Annotated in this window: 13 protein-coding genes and 1 pseudogene; 9 read left to right on the forward strand and 5 right to left on the reverse strand. The window is 75.3% G+C overall.

Translation table 11 applies throughout. From position 1 onward, the window contains the following. The first annotated feature begins 137 nt into the window (after positions 1-137). From ACR807_RS08225 to ACR807_RS08260, 8 genes and pseudogenes are all read left to right on the forward strand, one after another. Positions 138-953 carry an SAM-dependent methyltransferase gene (locus ACR807_RS08225; protein WP_438920608.1) on the forward strand — a complete coding sequence of 272 codons (816 nt, stop codon included), beginning with the start codon at positions 138-140 and terminating at the stop codon, positions 951-953. Between the two features lie 114 nt (positions 954-1,067). After that, on the forward strand, positions 1,068-3,194 hold the full coding sequence (locus tag ACR807_RS08230; protein ID WP_438920609.1) for a putative bifunctional diguanylate cyclase/phosphodiesterase: 2,127 nt from the start codon (positions 1,068-1,070) through the stop codon (positions 3,192-3,194). 109 nt (positions 3,195-3,303) lie between these two features. Next, positions 3,304-4,104, forward strand: coding sequence for a GNAT family N-acetyltransferase (locus ACR807_RS08235; protein ID WP_438920610.1), 801 nt, complete (start codon positions 3,304-3,306; stop codon positions 4,102-4,104). A 362-nt stretch (positions 4,105-4,466) separates the two neighbouring features. Continuing rightward, on the forward strand, positions 4,467-7,205 hold the full coding sequence (locus tag ACR807_RS08240; protein WP_438920611.1) for a beta-L-arabinofuranosidase domain-containing protein: 2,739 nt from the start codon (positions 4,467-4,469) through the stop codon (positions 7,203-7,205). A gap of 355 nt (positions 7,206-7,560) precedes the next feature. Then, the gene (locus ACR807_RS08245) at positions 7,561-9,135 is read left to right on the forward strand and encodes an ATP-binding cassette domain-containing protein (RefSeq protein ID WP_438920629.1); all 1,575 of its coding nucleotides are present in this window, start codon (positions 7,561-7,563) and stop codon (positions 9,133-9,135) included. 107 nt (positions 9,136-9,242) lie between these two features. After that, a pseudogene (locus ACR807_RS08250) lies at positions 9,243-9,464 on the forward strand (VOC family protein); the annotation flags it as partial. A gap of 177 nt (positions 9,465-9,641) precedes the next feature. Further along, entirely contained in the window at positions 9,642-9,797 is a 156-nt protein-coding gene (locus ACR807_RS08255; RefSeq protein ID WP_438920612.1) for a hypothetical protein, read from the forward strand. 138 nt (positions 9,798-9,935) lie between these two features. Next, positions 9,936-10,310 carry an STAS domain-containing protein gene (locus ACR807_RS08260; RefSeq protein WP_438920613.1) on the forward strand — a complete coding sequence of 125 codons (375 nt, stop codon included), beginning with the start codon at positions 9,936-9,938 and terminating at the stop codon, positions 10,308-10,310. Here ACR807_RS08260 and ACR807_RS08265 read toward each other — a convergent pair. Further along, complete coding sequence (locus ACR807_RS08265) at positions 10,271-11,887, reverse strand: class I adenylate-forming enzyme family protein (RefSeq protein ID WP_438920614.1); 1,617 nt, start codon at positions 11,885-11,887, stop codon at positions 10,271-10,273. The genes ACR807_RS08260 and ACR807_RS08265 overlap by 40 nt on opposite strands. Positions 11,888-11,950: 63 nt before the next feature. On the opposite strand from ACR807_RS08265, the gene ACR807_RS08270 reads away from it, so the two are divergent. Beyond that, positions 11,951-13,459 (forward strand): aromatic amino acid ammonia-lyase, encoded by a 1,509-nt coding sequence (locus ACR807_RS08270; RefSeq protein ID WP_438920615.1) that lies wholly within the window; start codon positions 11,951-11,953, stop codon positions 13,457-13,459. On the opposite strand, the gene ACR807_RS08275 is transcribed toward ACR807_RS08270, so the two are convergent. From ACR807_RS08275 to ACR807_RS08290, 4 genes are all read right to left on the reverse strand, one after another. After that, the gene (locus ACR807_RS08275; RefSeq protein ID WP_438920616.1) at positions 13,440-14,765 is read right to left on the reverse strand and encodes a sensor histidine kinase; all 1,326 of its coding nucleotides are present in this window, start codon (positions 14,763-14,765) and stop codon (positions 13,440-13,442) included. The genes ACR807_RS08270 and ACR807_RS08275 overlap by 20 nt on opposite strands. Next, positions 14,762-15,409, reverse strand: coding sequence for a response regulator transcription factor (locus ACR807_RS08280; protein WP_438920630.1), 648 nt, complete (start codon positions 15,407-15,409; stop codon positions 14,762-14,764). Before ACR807_RS08280 ends, ACR807_RS08275 begins: the two co-directional genes overlap by 4 nt. 358 nt (positions 15,410-15,767) lie before the next feature. After that, entirely contained in the window at positions 15,768-16,157 is a 390-nt protein-coding gene (locus ACR807_RS08285) for a hypothetical protein (protein WP_438920617.1), read from the reverse strand. Between the two features lie 50 nt (positions 16,158-16,207). Continuing rightward, positions 16,208-16,816, reverse strand: a complete 609-nt coding sequence (locus tag ACR807_RS08290; protein ID WP_438920618.1) for a TetR/AcrR family transcriptional regulator — start codon at positions 16,814-16,816, stop codon at positions 16,208-16,210. Positions 16,817-16,859 lie beyond the last annotated feature (43 nt).

Here is a 16,859-nt window from a genome sequence, read left to right on the forward strand (position 1 = left end):
GGATGCGCCACGATAGAAGCCGTTCAGGTGAGGGGGACAGCGCCTGAACGGGTGGTCTCGTCCACTCCGACGGGGTAATGGGGGCCACCGGTCGGCGGCTAGGATGATGCACTCGATGATGAAATGGGGTGTTCGCGGTGACCCAGCGCGAGTGGATTCCGCAGGGCGTCGACGTTTCCGTGCCGAGCATGGCCCGCACCTACGACTACCTGCTCGGCGGCGCCCACAACTTCGCGGTGGACCGCGAACTGGCCGCCCACGTCGAGCGCGTCATGCCGGACGCGCGTTCCGCCGCGCGCGTGAACAGGGCATTCCTCGGCAGGGTGATCCGGTACATGGTGGGCCAGGGGATCACGCAGTTCCTCGACATCGGTTCCGGTATCCCGACCGTGGCCAACGTGCACGAGGTCGCCCAGACCGAGGACCCGTCGTGCCGGGTCGTGTACGTCGACAAGGACCCGATCGCGGTGGCGCACAGCGAGCTGCTGCTGGCGGACAACGACCGCGCCACCGTCGTGCAGGGCGACATGCGCGACCCCGACTCGGTCCTGCACCACCCGGAGACCCGCGGGACGCTCGACTTCGACCGGCCCATCGGCCTGCTGGTGCTGATGATGCTGCACTGGGTGCCGGACGAGGACGACCCGTGGAAGCTGATGGGGCGGTACCGCGACGCACTGGTCCCCGGCAGCCACCTGGCGATCACCCACGTCACCGCGGACGGCCAGGACCGGCGCCTGGCGGAGGTGACGGACCTGATCCAGGAGAGCCGCAGCGCCGACCGGCTCACCGAGCGCCCGCACGAGCAGGTGCTGCGGCTGTTCGGCGACTTCGAGGTGGTCGAGCCCGGCCTGGTCGGGTGCGCGGCGTGGCGGCCCACCCGGCGCGGCGACGTCTCCGACACCCCGGAGATGAACACGGTGATCTACGGCGGCGTCGGCCGGAAGCGCTGACCCCCGCCCCACCCGCGTCCGACCTCGACGGACCCCACCGACCGCGACGGACCTCGACGACCGCGACCTACCCCGACGACCGCGACCGACCCCGACGAAGCAGGTCAGGACCCGATGCCGCAGCCAGGCCCCGCCCACGAACCCCGGCCGGTCGACCCGGGCGGCGCACGCGCGCGGGAACTCCTCGCGCGCAAGTGGGCGTACCTGCTCGGCGGCGTCGAGGTGATCCCGCTGAGCACGGAGGAGCTGGACCGGGAACTGCGCGACCAGCTCGACGCCGTGTGCTCCGCCGTGGCCCGCGACCCGTTCGACGCCGCCGCGGTCGAGCGGGTCGGCGAACGCGTCGTCGCCCTGGGGTACGTCGGCGAGGAAGGGCTGCGCTGCACCGCCGAGGTTCTCGGCAAGGGGCTCCCGGCGCTGCCCGAGTTCCAGCCGGTCGCCGCCCGCGCGGACCGGATCGCGCTCGCGATCGGCGCGCTGGCCACCGGGTTCCTGGTGGCGAACCGGCGCACGGTGTTCGAGCAGCAGGAACGGATGCAGCTGTCGCTGCTCAAGGCCGTGCGCGACGCCAAGTGGAACCTGCGGGAGAGCCAGGCCCGCTTCGACGAGGTGGCCACGTCGTCGTCGAGCGGCATCGCGATCGTCGCCCCGGACGGGCGGATCGTGCGCGCCAACGGCGCGATCTGCGACATCCTCGACCGCACCGCCGCCGAACTGGCCGACCTGACCCTGTTCGACCTCGTGCACCCGGAGGTGGTCGGGATGCTGCGCGCCGCGATGCGGGCCGTCGAGGAGGGCGGGCAGGACCGCGTCCGGCAGTCGCAGCGGTTGCTGCGCAGGAACGGCGACGTCGCCCGGATCTCGCTGACCGCCTCCCTGCTGCGCGACGCCGACGGCGGTCCGGGCCACTTCGTGGTGGTCGTCGAGGACGGCACCGAGCTGGCGCTGCTCCAGGGCGAGCTGAACCGGCAGGCGCTGCACGACGTGCTCACCGGCCTGCCGAACCGGCAGTTCTTCAGCAGCCACCTGGAGAGCGCGGTGCGCCGCGCCGACCCGGTGCACGGCGTGACGCTGCTGCACCTCGACCTGGACGCGTTCGGCATGGTGTGCGACAGCCTCGGGTGGCGCGCCGGCGAGCGGCTGCTGGTGCACGTCGCGCAGCGGTTGCAGTCCCTGCTGGCGCTGGAGAAGGCGATGGTCGCCCGGTTCGACGGCGACGAGTTCGGCGTCCTCGTGGAGAACACGGCGAGCACCCCGGACATCGCCAGCACCGTGGCCGCCGTCAACCGGGAGCTGGCCGAACCCGTGTACGTCGACGGGCACGGCCTGGCGGTGTCCGCGTCGATCGGCGTGGCGCGCGGCTCGTCGCGCGACCAGGACCACACCGAGCTGCTGCGCGCGGCCGACCAGGCGCTGCGCCGGGCCAAGAGCGGGCGGCGCGGGCAGTGGACGCTGTTCGACCCGGAGCAGGACATGGCCGACCGGTCCGCGCACGCGCTGGCCGTCGGCATGCCCGGCGCCTGGGAGCAGGGCGAGATCGACGTCCGGTACCGGCCGGTGGCGCGGCTGGCCGACGGTGTCGTCGCGGGTGCGGAAGCGGTGCTGCACTGGGCGCGGCCGGAAGGGCACGTCCCGCACGAGCGGTGCGTGGGCCTCGCCGAGGGGACGGGCCTCATCCTGCCGCTGGGCGAGTGGCTGCTCGCCACCGCCGCCGGTCAGGTCCGGTGGTGGGGGCGGCGCGACGGCTCCGCGCCGCCGCTGACCGTCGCCCTGACCGCGCACCAGGCGTCCGACGCGGACCTCGTGTCCCGGGTGGTGCGGGTCCTGGACGGCACCGGCCTGCCGGCGGACCGGCTGGTGGTCGGCGTGCCGGTGGGCGTGGTCGCGGTGCCCGAGGTGGCGGACAACCTCGGCGTGCTGGCCGAGATGGGCGTGCGGACGGCGCTGGAGGACTTCGGCCTGGGGCCGGACGACCTGGCCGCCGCGCAGGACTTCGGCGTCCGCTCGGTCCGGGTGGCCGCGCGCCTGGTGGACCTGCGGGACAGGGACGGCGCCGGTTACGCGCGCGCCGTGGTGCCCGTGCTGCGCGACGCCGGGGTCACCGTCGTCGTCGACGGCGTCGGCACGGCGGAGCAGGCGGACTGGTGGCGGGAGGCCGGTGCGGAGCTGGGCACCGGCCCGCACTTCGGCCCGGCCCGACCCGCCGCCGGGTTCCGCGAGGGCCTGGAGGGCCCCGCCTGAGCCGGGCGCGCACCGCGACGGGGGCGGCCGTTCTCCCCGCGCTCCGTCGCGCGCTGGTGATCACCCGCTCGGTAGGATGCGCCTCCTCGACGACCGACAGGGGGCACCGGTGGCGGATCTCGCGGACTCGACCGAGTCGGTGGAGCAGCTCGCGCTGGTCTGGCGCGGCATGGTCCTCGACCGCGATCCCGACGCCGACGTGCGGGACCTCCCCGGCATCGCCGTCCGCTGGGCCGACAGCCGGTTCGCGTTCTGGAACTGCGCCACGCTGACCGAGGTCGGCGCGGACGCGGAACTCGCGGCGCGCCGCCTGGCCGAGGCGGCGGAGGTCATGCGCTCGAAGCGGCGCCCCGGTTTCCTGTGGCTCTTCGAGGACCTCCTGACCGACGACGCGCGCGCCGGGCTGGACGCGGCGGCCGACCGGGCCGGTCTCGCCTTCGCCTTCGCCGGCACCGGCATGGCGGGCGACCTGGTGTTCGGCGCCGAGCCGGAGCACCCCGACCTGACGTTCGCGCGCGTGACCTCGGACGAGCAGCTGCGCGACTACGCCGACCTCAACTCGCGCGCCTACGGCTTCCCGCTGGAGGACGGCCGTGACGGGCTGCTCGGCTCCGCGTTGTGGAAGGACCGCGTCCACGCCTACCTGGGTCTGAAGGAGGGCGTACCGGTGACGTGCGCCGCGGCCGTCGAGGCGGAGGGGCGCCTGTTCGTCGCGCTCGTCGCCACCGACCCGGACCACCAGCGCGAGGGGTACGGCGAGGCGGTGACGCGCAAGGCGCTGCACGAGGGCCACCGGGCCACCGGGCTGACCCGCGCCACCCTGCACGCGACCGCGGCCGGCGCGCCCGTGTACCGGCGGATCGGCCTGGCGCCGAACTCGGCGGTGCGCTTCTACGGCCTCAAGGGCTGACGGGACCCGCCCCGAGCACGGGCGGAGCACGACCACGCTCTGCGCACCTTGCTGTGCACGTTCACAACCGCTGAGCAGTTCGAACGGCGTTCGCCGGCCCAGCAGCGCCGAAGTGCTAAAGTTAGCGCTCACAATTTCCGTGCTCCCAGCGTTGACTGCCCGTCCGGGCCGTGGCTAGGTTGGAGCGCACCAGAGGCCGCTCCACCGAACGTCGACGATGACGATGGGGACGCTGTGCGACGAGTGCGCGAGAACGTGCCACGCCGAACCCGGGCGGCGGGACTCGGCGGCTCACCCTCGATCACCGTGCTGGAACCCCGCGTTCGACGCGGTCTCCCGACGCAGCAGACCACGGGAGCCCCATGTCGTCCTCATCCTTCAGCCGCCGCCGCTTGTTGCAGGCCGCGGGTGTCGCCGCCGTCGCGACCACCGCGCCCGGCCTGGTCCCGGGAACCGCGGGGGCGGCGACCGTCCCCCCGGTCCGGGCCGACATCGGCGTGTCGGCGTCCGCCTTCGACCTCGGCCAGGTCCGCCTGACCGCGGGCCGCTGGATGGACAACCAGAGCCGCACGCTGTCCTACCTGAAGTTCATCGACGTCAACCGCCTGCTCTACAACTTCCGCGCCAACCACCGCCTCCCCACCAACGGCGCGGCGGCGCTCGGCGGCTGGGAGGCGCCGAACTTCCCGTTCCGCACGCACAGCCAGGGGCACTTCCTCAGCGCGTGGGCCCAGGCGTGGGCGGTGCTGGGCGACACCACGTGCCGCGACCGGGCCAACCTCGTGGTCGCGGAGCTGGCCAAGTGCCAGGCGAACAACGCCGCGGCCGGGTTCACCGCCGGCTACCTGTCCGGCTTCCCCGAGTCCGACTTCGACGCGATGGAGGCGGGCAGCCCGAAGTCGGTGTCGTACTACTCGCTGCACAAGACGCTGGCCGGCCTGCTCGACGTGTGGCGGTACGTCGGCAACACGCAGGCCCGCGACGTGCTGCTGCGGTTCGCCGGCTGGGTGGACTGGCGCACCGCCCGGCTGTCCTACAGCCAGATGCAGCGCGTGCTGGGCACCGAGTTCGGCGGCATGAACGCGGTGCTCGCCGACCTCTACCAGCAGACCGGTGACGCGCGGTGGCTGGCGACGGCGCAGCGGTTCGACCACGCCGCCGTGTTCGACCCGCTGGCTGCCAACCAGGACCGGCTCAACGGCCTGCACGCGAACACGCAGGTGCCCAAGTGGATCGGGGCGGCGCGCGAGTACAAGGCCACCGGCACCACCCGCTACCGCGACATCGCCACCAACGCGTGGAACATCACCGTCGGCGCGCACACCTACGTCATCGGCGGCAACAGCCAGGCCGAGCACTTCCGCGCGCCCAACGCCATCGCGGCCTACCTCAACACCGACACGGCCGAGGCGTGCAACACCTACAACATGCTCAAGCTGACCCGCGAGCTGTGGCTGCTCGACCCGAACCGGTCGGCCTACTTCGACTTCTACGAGCGCGCCCTGCTCAACCACCTGATCGGGCAGCAGAACCCGGCCGACCCGCACGGGCACATCTGCTACTTCACCGGTCTCAACCCCGGCCACCGGCGCGGCAACACCGGCCCGGCGTGGGGCGGCGGCAACTGGAGCACCGACTACGGCACGTTCTGGTGCTGCCAGGGCACCGCCCTGGAGGTCAACACGGCGCTGGCGAACTCGGTCTACTTCCGCGACGGCACCACGCTCACGGTCAACCTGTTCACGCCGTCCGTGCTGAACTGGTCGGAGCGCGGCATCACGGTCACCCAGAGCACGACCTTCCCGGTGTCGGACACCACGACGCTGACCGTCACCGGCAACGCGGGCGGGTCGTGGACGATGCGCGTGCGCGTCCCGGCGTGGACGAGCGGGGCGACGATCAGCGTCAACGGCGTCGCGCAGGGCATCGCCACCACGCCCGGCAGCTACGCGAGCCTCACCCGGTCGTGGACCTCCGGTGACGTGGTGACGGTCCGGCTGCCGATGCGGGTGGTCGTGCAGCCCGCCAACGACAACCCGAACGTCGTCGCGCTCCTGTACGGCCCGGTCGTGCTGTCGGGCAACTACGGCGCCGCGGCGCTGTCCCGGCTGCCGTCGCTGAACACCGCGTCCGTCACCCGCACCGGCACCTCGACGCTCGCGTTCACCGCGCAGGCGGACGGTGCGAGCGTGAACCTCGGCCCGTTCTACGACGCGCACGGCCACAACTACACCGTCTACTGGAACACCGGCGGCGGCGGTGGTGGCACCGGGAGCGGCTACCGGCTGTTCAACGCGGCCAGCGGCCTCGTGCTGGGCGTGCAGGACATGTCCACCGCCGACGGCGGCCTGGCCGTGCAGTGGGGCGACACCGGCACCGCCGACCACGACTGGTCGGTGGTCGTCGACGGCTCCTACGTCCGGCTGCGCAACGCGAACAGCGGCAAGGTGCTCGGCGTGCAGGACATGTCCACCGCCGACAACGCCCGCGTCCTCCAGTGGTCCGACACGGGCACCGCCGACCACCGCTGGACCGTCGTCGACAACGGCGACGGCACGCACAGGCTGCGCAACGCGAACAGCGGCAAGCTGCTCGGCATCCTGAACGGCTCCACCGCGCAGGGCGCGCAGGCCGTGCAGGACCCGGACAACGGCAGCGCCGACAACCGGTGGCGGTTCGTGCCCACGGGCGCCCGCCGCGTGCAGAACCGCGCCAGCGGGCTGGTGCTGGGCGTGCAGGACATGTCCACCGCCGACGGCGGCGCGGTCGTGCAGTGGGACGACAGCGGCACGGCCGACCACCTGTGGACCGCCGTGCTGGACCCCGACGGTTACTTCCGGCTGCGCAACTCCCACAGCGGCAAGGTGCTGGGCGTGGAGAACGGGGCCAACGCCAACGGCGCGCGGGTCCTCCAGTGGGCGGACAACGGCACCGCCGACCACCGCTGGCGGTTGCGCTACGGCGCCGACGGGTACTTCCGCGTCCAGTGCGCCAACGGCGGCCGGGTGCTCGGCGTGACCGGCGCGTCCACGGCGCGCGGCGCGCAGGTCGTGCTGTGGGACGACAACGGCACCGCCGACCACCTCTGGCGGTTCGTGTAGCCGGCACGGGGGCGTCCCGCGCGGTCGTGCGGGACGCCTCCCGGGGGCGTCACGATGGTGCTCGCCCTGGTCGCGAGGACCGGCGGGTGCCCGCCACCCGCACCGCCGACACCGGCCGCACGCTCCTCGCGCCCGGTGGGCCGTGGTGGCCGTAAATCGGTTGGGCCCGTCCGGCGGGCGGACTAGCCTGGTCGCCATGTGCTCCTGCTCCGGCTACGCCGCCATGCGCGCGGCGATGAGGCCCCGCTCCGCCCGCTGACGGCGGCGCACCGAGGACCCCTCCCTGCCCGCCGTTCCGGCCACTCGCCGGGCGGCGCCGCTGCGTGCTGCCCGGCTCCACCGAGAGCTGCGGAGCATTCGCTTGTCCACCTCACCACACCTGCGCGCCGACTCCGTGTCCGTCACCCTGGGCGGTCGGGCGCTGTTCACCGACGTCTCCGTCACCGTGTCCGCCCGGTCCCGCCTGGCGATCGTCGGCGAGAACGGGCGCGGCAAGACCACGTTGCTGCACGTCCTCGCCGGGCTGCGCGTCCCCGACCGCGGCTCCGTGCACCGCGCGGGCACGATCGGCCTCGCCCGGCAGGTCCTGCACGCCGGCCCCGGCGAGACGGTCGGCTCGCTGACCGACGAGGCCCTGCACGCCGCCCGCGCCGCCCTGCGCGCGCTCGACGCGGCCACCGACGACCTCGCCCGGGGCGCCCACGACGCCGACGAGCGGTACGGCCGCGCGCTGGACCGGGCCACCCGCCTGGACGCCTGGGACGCCGAGCGCCGCCTCGACGTGGCCCTGGCCGGGCTGAACGCGTGCGCCGACCGGGACCGCGAGCTGCGCACCCTGTCGGTCGGGCAGCGCTACCGCGTGCGCCTGGCCTGCCTGCTCGGCGCGGCGCACGACCTCCTGCTGCTCGACGAGCCCGGCAACCACCTCGACGCCGACGGCCTCGCCTTCCTCACCGACCGGCTGCGCGCCCACCGGGGCGGGGTGGCCCTCGTCAGCCACGACCGCGCGCTGCTGGGCGACGTGGCCCGCGAGTTCCTCGACCTGGACCCCAGCCAGGACGGCCGACCGCGCCGGTACGCGGGCGGTTACCCCGCCTGGCGGGAGGGCCGCCGCCGCGACCGCGCGCGGTGGGTGCAGGAGTACGAGGAGCAGCAGGCCGAGCAGCACGACCTGGCCGGCGCGCTGGACCGGGCCAGGTCCCGCCTCGACACCGGGTGGCGGCCGGACAAGGGCACCGGCAGGCACCAGCGGCAGTCCCGCGCGCCGGGCGTCGTGCAGGCGCTCAACCGGGCGCGGGAGGCGTTGGACGCGCACCGGGTCACCGTGCCCGAGCCGCCGCTGTCGCTGCGCTGGCCCGAGTCGGGCACCCGTCCCGGCGCGGGGCTGCTCCGGGCGGAGGGGGTGACGGTGCCCGGTCGCCTCGACCGGCCGGTCAGCCTCACCCTGGACGGCGGCGACCGGCTGCTCGTCACCGGCGGTAACGGCACCGGCAAGTCCACGCTGCTGGCCGTGCTCGCCGGGGTGCTGCCGCCCGGCGGCGGCGCGGTCCGGCACCTGCCGGGCGCACGGGTCGAACTGGTCGCCCAGGAGGTCCCGGACCGGCCCGGTGAGCTGACCGCCCACCAGCTGTTCGAGCGGCAGGGCGCGCCCGGCTCGCCGACCGCCTCCGGCCTGCTCGACGCGGAGGCCGCGCGCACCCCGGTGGCCAGGCTGTCGTCCGGGCAGCAGCGGCGGCTGGACCTGGCGCTGTGCCTGGCGACCCGCCCGGACCTGGTGATCTTCGACGAGCCGACCAACCACCTGTCGCCCGCCCTCGTCGACGAGCTGACCGGGGCGGTGGCCACCACCGCGGCGGCCGTGGTCGTGGCCACCCACGACCGGGCGCTGCTGGCGGAGTTCGCGCACTGGCCCCGGCTGGTGCTCGGCTGACCGCTCCCGCGCCGGCCGGGGAGGCCGCAGCGGCGCGGGTGCGAGGCTCCTCCTCACGCCCGGCGCAGCACCTCGGCGGCCCTCCCCGGCCGGCTCCCCACCACGATCACGTCGGGCGGGGCCGGGTGCGGTGGATCACGGTCGGCCCCGTCGGGCAGCCCGGCACGTCCGTCCTGCCGGCCACGCCGGACCTCGACGAGACGTTCGAGAAGGTGCGGGCCGGCGACGCCGAGGTCGTGCGGGAGCCGACCGAGCAGCCGTGCGGCGTCCGCGACTGCGCCTTCCGCGACCCTGCGGGCAACCTGGTCCGCATCCAGGAACTGCGCTGAGCCGCGCGGTGCCGGAGTCGTGCCCCGGTGCCGGTCACCGTGTGGCGTCAGGCACAATGGATCACCCGGCACCGGCGCGACCAGTGCTCCGGTGGGCGGGGTGACGCACCTCATCGTTTGCCACGAGCCGTTCCCGAGTACCAATTCGGGTGCGTGATGTTGTCACTTGGAGGACCTATGCACGAAGCACACACCGGTCAGGAAGTCGCCAACCCCCGCCGCACCAGGCTGGGTGCGGACTGGGTCGCGGGCTCCGGCGCCGCGGGCGACCGGGCGCGGCCGGTCCCCGGCCCCGAGTCCGGCGCGGTCGCGGGGGAACGCCCCGTCGGCTGAGCCGGCGCCGGTGAGCCGTTGGGGGCGAGGCCGGGACCGGGTGCATGGGATTCGCCCGTGCGGGGAAGACCACCCGGGTGGCGGGTCGTCCGGACCCGCCCGGCCGTCCCCGGCGCGGTTCGTGAGGGAGGCGATGTCGTGACCCACGGAGAACACCACCACGAACAGCTGCGGGTGTCCCGCGAGCGCCGCGACGACGCGGTCGTCGTGCACGTGTCCGGCGAGGTGGACAGCACCACCGTCGCCCTGCTCCGCGAGCACTCGACCGCGGCCCTCGCCGAGGCCGCGACCGCCGCCGTGCCCGTCGTGGTGGACCTGACCGACGTCGGTTTCTGCGCCTCGATCGGCATGGCGCTGCTGGTGGAGCACCACCAGCTCGGCGAGCGCCGGCACACCCCGCTGCGCGTGGTCGCCCCGGCGCGCAGCCCCCTGAGGGCCCTGCGCGCCGCGCGCCTGGACCATGTCCTCGACCTCTACCCGGACCTGCCCGCGGCCCTCGCCGCCGATTCCTGACCCGCCGATTCCTGACCCGCCGGCTCCCGACCCGCCGGGGGGTTCCCGGAGGACAGCAGCAGGCGCTTGTCCGGTTTGCCGCTCGGCGCCACCGGCGGCTCGGCGATCACGGTCAGCCGCGCCGGGGCGCACGCCGCGCCCAGGCGGGCGGTGACCAGGGCGCGCAGCGAGTCCAGGTCGGGCGTCCGGCCCGCCGTCGGCACGACGAACGCGTGCACCGCCTCGCCGGTGCCCTCGTCGGGCACGGCGACCACGTACGCCTCGGCCACGTCCGGGTGCTCGGCGACGACCCGTTCGATCGGGCCCGCGTAGTGCAGGTTCGCGTTGACGATCACCACGTCCCGGGTCCGGCCGGTCAGGTGCAGCCGGCCCCGCGCGTCCAGCCGGCCGAGGTCGCGGGTGCGGACCCAGCCGTCCACGAAGACCTCGGCCGACTGCTCCGGGTCCGCCCAGTAGGCGCCGGCCTGCGCGGGGGCGCGCACGAACAGCTCGCCGTCCACCCCCGCCGGGAGGACCGAGCCGTCCGGGGCGCGCACCTCGACCTCCACCGCGGGCGTGCCCACCGAACCCGGTTCGTCGTCCGGGGTGGCCATCGCGATCGTGCCGGTCTCGCTCTGGCCGTAGCCGTGGAACACGACCGGGCCCAGCACGTCCAGCGCCTCGCGGTGGCGGTCGGGGGTCAGCGGTGACCCGGACACCATCAGGGCGCGCACCGTCGACAGGTCGGCCGGGGCGCGGCGCTGGGCCGCCACCAGCCCGGTCAGGCGCGGCACGGTGATCACGCTCGACGAGGCGCGGTGGCGGGTGATCGCGTCGGGCAGCACGGGTCGGTCGGCGACGACGACCGTGCCGCCGGCGGTGACGGTCAGCACCGCGTACTCGAACATCACCTGGCTCGACAGCGTCCCGAACACCAGGTGGCGGTCCAGCCGGGACGCCAGCTCGCGGATCGCGGGCGGCCACGCCGCCGGGCGCGCGGTCCACGCGGCCGTCATCGCGGCGTAGGTCTGCGCGCACGCCTTGGGCGTCCCCGTGCTGCCGCTGGTGTGGATCAGCCGGGCCACGTCCGCCGGCCGGCCGCCGAGCCGCAGCGGGCCGTCGTCGGCGCGGGCCGCGCACAGCTCGTCGACGGTGAGCGTGCGCGGCGCGTACCTCGCACCCGAGTCGGTGACCGCGGCGGCGATGTCCAGGCCGAGCAGGTGGCGCACCTGCTCGTCGGTCAGGCCCGGCCGCACGCCCACCACCCTGGCGCCCACCGCGTGGGCGGCGAGGATCACCGCGAACGCCTCCGGGGTGACACCGAGCAGGAGGGCGACGCCGTCACCCGGGCCCACGTCCCGCGCCCGCAGCCCGGCCGCGACCCGCGCGACGAGGTCGAGCAGCTCCCCGCCGGTGACCGCGCGGTCGCCGTGCTCGAACACCGGCCGGTCCGCGCCGGCGGCCAGGGCGTCGAGCACCGCGCGCGGGAACGGCCCGGCGTCCCGGTGTCCCCCCGGGCCCTCCGCGTCGTCCGCCACCGCGGACCGCTGCCGCGACCCGGTCGGTCCCGCTCCGGTGATCAGCTGGTCGTGCGCCATGTGCCGGGAAGCTACCCACGCGATCTCAGAACACGCTGAGATCGACTGCCTACGGTCGGTGGCGTGACGACGACCACCACCGGCACCGCGACCGGCACCCCCGTGGACCTCGGCGCGCCGCTGAGCGCCGACGACCTCCGCCGCGCGGCGGCACCGCTCCCGGTGCTCGTCGGCCCGGGCGTGCGGGCGCGGCTCGACCGGGGCCGCGAGTTCCTGCGCACGGTGCTGGCCGACGACGAGCGGCCCGTCTACGGCGCCAAGACCGGGTTCGGCGCGCTCATCGGGTTCGCCGGCCGCGCCGACGAGGCCGACCAGTGCGACAACACCCTGGCGCACCTCGGCGCGGGGCAGGGGCCGGACCTCCCGGCCGGCACCGCCCGCGCCGCGCTGCTGGTGCGGGCGTGGTCGCTCGCCCAGGGCGTGTCCGGGGTGTCCGCGCACGTCGTCGACGGCCTCGCCGCGATGTTCGCGACCACGTTCACCCCGGCGATCCCGAGGTACGGGTCGGTCGGCGCGAGCGGCGACCTCATCCCGCTCGCCTACGCCACCCAGGCCCTGCGCGGCCGGGGCCACGCCTACGTCGACGGCGAGCGGCTGCCCGCGGACGAGGCCCTGCGCCGCACCGGCCTCACACCGCTCACCCTCGACGGCCGCGACGCGCTGGCGCTGGTCAACGGCACCTCCGTCACCACCGCGGCCACCGCCCTCGCGCTCGCCGACGTCCGGGCCGCGCACCTCGCGCTCCAGGACCTCACCTGCCTGCTGGTGGACGTCCTGGGCGCCGACCCGGCGTTCCTCGAACCGCGCCTGGTCGCCGCGTACGGCCACCCCGGTGCGGTCACCGCCGCCGACCGGATGCGCGCCACCCTCGCCGGCACCACGCCGACGGGCAACCGCGCGCTCCAGGAGCCCTACAGCATCCGCTGCTCCCCGCAGCTGCTCGGCGCGGCGGAGGACGCGCTGCGCTACGTCGACGGCGTCGTCGCCGCCGACCTGGCCGGGGTCAGCGACAACCCGCTGTTCTTCCCGGAAGACGACCTCGTCGCGCACGGCGGCAACTTCTTCGGCCAGCCGGCCGCGTTCGCCGCCGACGTGCTGGCCATGGTCACCGCGTCGCTGGGCAACCTCGCGGAGCGCCAGCTCGACCTGCTCGTCGACCCGGTCCGCAACACCGGCCTGCCGCCGATGCTGGCCGCGGGACCGGGGCAGCAGCACGGGTTGCAGGGCGTGCAGCTCGCCACCACCGCCTTCGTCGCCGAGATCCGCCGCGCCGCCGTGCCCGCGAGCACCCAGAGCCTGCCCACCAACCTGCACAACCAGGACGTGGTGCCGTTCGGCACCCAGGCCGCGCTGCGCGCCCAGGACCTCGCCGAGCTGCTCCGGCTGCTGTGCGGCTCGCTCGCGCTCGGCCTGCGGCAGGCCGTGCACGTGGGCGGCAGGCGGCCCACCGCGCCCGCCTGCGCCGCGCTGTTCGACACCCTCGCCGACGCGATCCCGCCCGTCGACCCCGACCGGCCGCTGGACGCCGACGTCCGCCTCGCCGCCGACCTGGTCACCGGTTCCCGGCGTTGACCCCCGGCGCGGCGCCCGGGGTGGGCGCGGTGTCGGGCCCGGTGCCGATCGAGGTGTCGGTCGGGGTGTCGCGCGCGGCCGGCAGGCGCAGCGTGAAGCGGGCGCCCCGGCCGGGGTCGCCGGACGCCTCGACCGTGCCGCCGTGGCCGGTGACCACCTCGCGGAGCAGCGCGAGGCCCAGCCCGGAGCGCCGCTCCGTCCCGCCCGTCCCGCCCGGCCCGCGGTGGAACCGGTCGAAGATCCGGTCGGCCTCCACCGGGTCGAACCCCTCGCCGGTGTCCGCCACGGTCAGCTCCACGCACCCGCCGCGGCCCCGCCCGAGGCGCACGTCGATCCGCCCGCCCGCCGGGGTGTGGCGCACCGCGTTCGCCAGCAGCTCGGCGACCGCGCGCCGCAGCGCGGTCTCGACACCGGTCACGACCAGCGGCCCGGCGGGGCGTTCGACGGCCAGCGCGATCCGCCGTTCGCCCGCCCGGTCGCCCTCCGCCGCCACCGCGGACTCCGCCAGCGCGGCCAGGTCGACCGCCCGCCCGCCGGGGCCGGCGGACTGCTCGCTCAGCAGCGCCGACAGCAGCAGGTCGTCCACCACGTCCCCGAGCCCGCGGATCGAGCCGACGAGCTTGTCCAGGCCGTCGCGGTGGTCGTCGGGCAGGTCCGCCGCCGCGGCCCGGCGCGCGAGCAGCTGCGCCCGCGTGTACGCCCGCGCGATCGGGGTCCGCAGCTCGTGGCTCGCGTCGGTGACGAACCGCCGCTGCCTGGTCAGCGCCTCCGCCAGGGGCGCGACCGCGCGCCTGCCCACCAGCAGCCCCGTGAGGGCCGCCGCGAGCAGGCCGCCCAGCTCCGCGACCGCCAGCGCCAGCAGCAGGTGCCGCCGGTCGGCGACCTGGTAGCGGGTGTCGAACACCGCCTGCACCGCGCCGCCCCCGCGGCCCGGCTGGGTGAGCACCAGGTACTCGGTGCCGTTGCGCTCGACGGCGCGCTCCACCACGCCGCCCGACGCCAGCACCGCGTCGAGGTCGTCGCGCAGCGGGAAGCCCGGCGGCACGGGCGGCAGGCCGGTCTCGACCGCGCCGCCGTCCGAGGTGAACAGCCACGTGCAGCCCGGCGGGGCCTGCGGTGTCGTGTGCTCGGCGCTGTACCGCAGCTCGCGCCGCACCTGCGCGTCCTGGGCGTGCGCCACGACGGCGTAGGCGATGCCGCCGACGCACGCGACCAGCACCGTGATCGCCAGCGCCACCAGCACGCTGACCCGCAGGCGCGCCCGCAGGACGACCGCGCGTTCGGCCTCGTCCCACGACCGGCTCACAACACCCCCAAGCGGTAGCCGAGCCCTTTCACCGTGTGCACCGCCGAACGGCCGACCTTGGCCCGCAGGTAGTGCACGTACGTGTCCACAATGGAGGGGGAGGGGGCGTCCCGGAAGACGGTCCGCCGAAGCGCCGCCCGCGTGTGCACGGTGTCCGGGCGCGCCGCGAGCACCCGCAGCAGCGCGAACTCCCGCGCCGTCAGCGGCACCCGGTCGCCGTCGGCCAGCACCACCTCCCGCTCCACGAGGTCGAGGCGCGCGGCGCCGATCCGCAGCGAGTCGTTCGGCTCCAGCCCCCGCCGGCACAGCGCCCGCAGCCGCGCGCTCAGCTCGTCCAGGTCGAACGGCTTCACCAGGTAGTCGTCGGCGCCCGCGTCGAGCCCGTCGATCCGGTCGTGCACGGTGCCCAGCGCGCTGAGCACCAGCGCGCGGGCCCGCACGGACCTCGACCGCAGCCGCACCAGGAGGTCGAGCCCGTCGAGGGCGGGCAGGCCGCGGTCGATGACCACCACGTCGTAGGGGCGGGTGAGCCCGAGGTGCAGCCCGCGGTGCCCGTCCGCGGCCACGTCCACGGCGTATCCCTCGCCCCGCAGCGAGTCGGAGAGCAGCTCCAGCAGTTCGCGGTCGTCCTCGACCAGGAGCAGGCGGAAGCGGTGGGCGGACCTGGGGTCGGGGACGCCGTGCACGCCCACCAGCGTCCCACTTCCGGGCGGTTCGTCAACGTGAGGACGATCTTACGGCGCGTGGTCGGGTGCGTTCGGGCAACGAACGCCCCCGACCACGCGGGAGGTCACCCCACCCGGGTGGAGGGGGCCGGCCGGTTCCGGTTGCCGCCGTGCTGGACGGTAGGCCGAACGCGTTGCCGTTGCCGTCGGGGCGGGCGGTCATGACCAGGCCGCTGGAGCCCCGGCTCGCGGATGCCCCGGGGCGGTGATGCCGGTGCAGCGGGTCACGGCCAGGCACGCCTGCGTCACCCGGCGGAAGTCGTCCGCCCGGGCGGGGTCAGCCGCCCAGGGCCGCCCGCACCTTCTCGATCACGGCGGTCTCCACCTCGGCCACCTGGCCGTCGGCCTCGGCCACCTCGTGGCAGATCGCCTCCACGGCCCGCGGGAACGAGGCGGCGTCGGCGGGGGACTTCGCGGCGAGGACCTCCGCCGACGTGCGCAGCGCCGCCAGGACCCGCCCCTCCAGCTCCGCCTCGGCGATCGTCGAGAGGTCCACGCGGGAGGCGTGCAGGACGGTGCGCAGCTCCGGCGAGAGGTTCTTCAGGGCGCGCAGGCCCGCGTAGCGCTCCTCGATCACCGGGCCGGGGTCGGCGTGGGACACCAGGATCATCACGCCGAACACGGCCTCCCGCAGGGCCCGGCTCTCGGCGTCCGTGTAGTGGATCATGTGGTCAGCCTAGGTGTCGGTGGTCGGGGTGCCGCTCCCGGGACGGGCGCTCAGGCGGGCGGCCAGTTGCGGAGGGCGGCGTCCGCGACCCGGTGGAGTTCGTCGCGGGTGGCGCCCGTGGCCGCCTGGACCGCGATGCCGTTCGCCAGGGTCATGAGGTAGCGGGCGAGGGTGTCCGGGTCGGTGCCGGCGGGCAGGTCGCCCTCGTCGACGGCGCGTCGGAAGCGGTCGCGGAGGTGGGCGCGGTTGTCGTCGCGCCACGCGGCGAGCGCGTCGGCGGCGCTCTGCCCGAGGTGCCCGGCGGCCAGGAAGCCCTGGACGCCGAGGCACCCGGCCGGGCAGCCGTCCCGGGTGGAGGACTCGACCGAGCCCGCGAGGTAGGCGGCGGCCACCTCCCGGGCGGTGGGCTCCCGCAGCGCGCGGGCGCTGTAGGAGCCGGGGCCTTCGGCGTAGCGCTCCAGGGCCTTCCGGAAGAGGTCCTCCTTGTTGCCGAAGGCCGCGTACATGCTGGTCTTGGTGATGCCCATGGCGCGGGTCAGGTCGGTGAGGCTGACGCCGTCGTAGCCGTGCTCCCAGAAGACGACCATGGCCCGGTGCAGGGCCTCGTCGGTGTCGAACCCGCGCGGCCTGCCCACCGGTGCCCTGCTCGTGGCGTCCACGCCCGCCATCATACCCCTTCTGTACCGATCGGAACTGAAGTGC

The sequence above is a fragment of the Saccharothrix sabaoui genome, from assembly GCF_051756985.1.
In the GTDB taxonomy this organism is placed as follows: Bacteria; Actinomycetota; Actinomycetes; order Mycobacteriales; family Pseudonocardiaceae; genus Actinosynnema.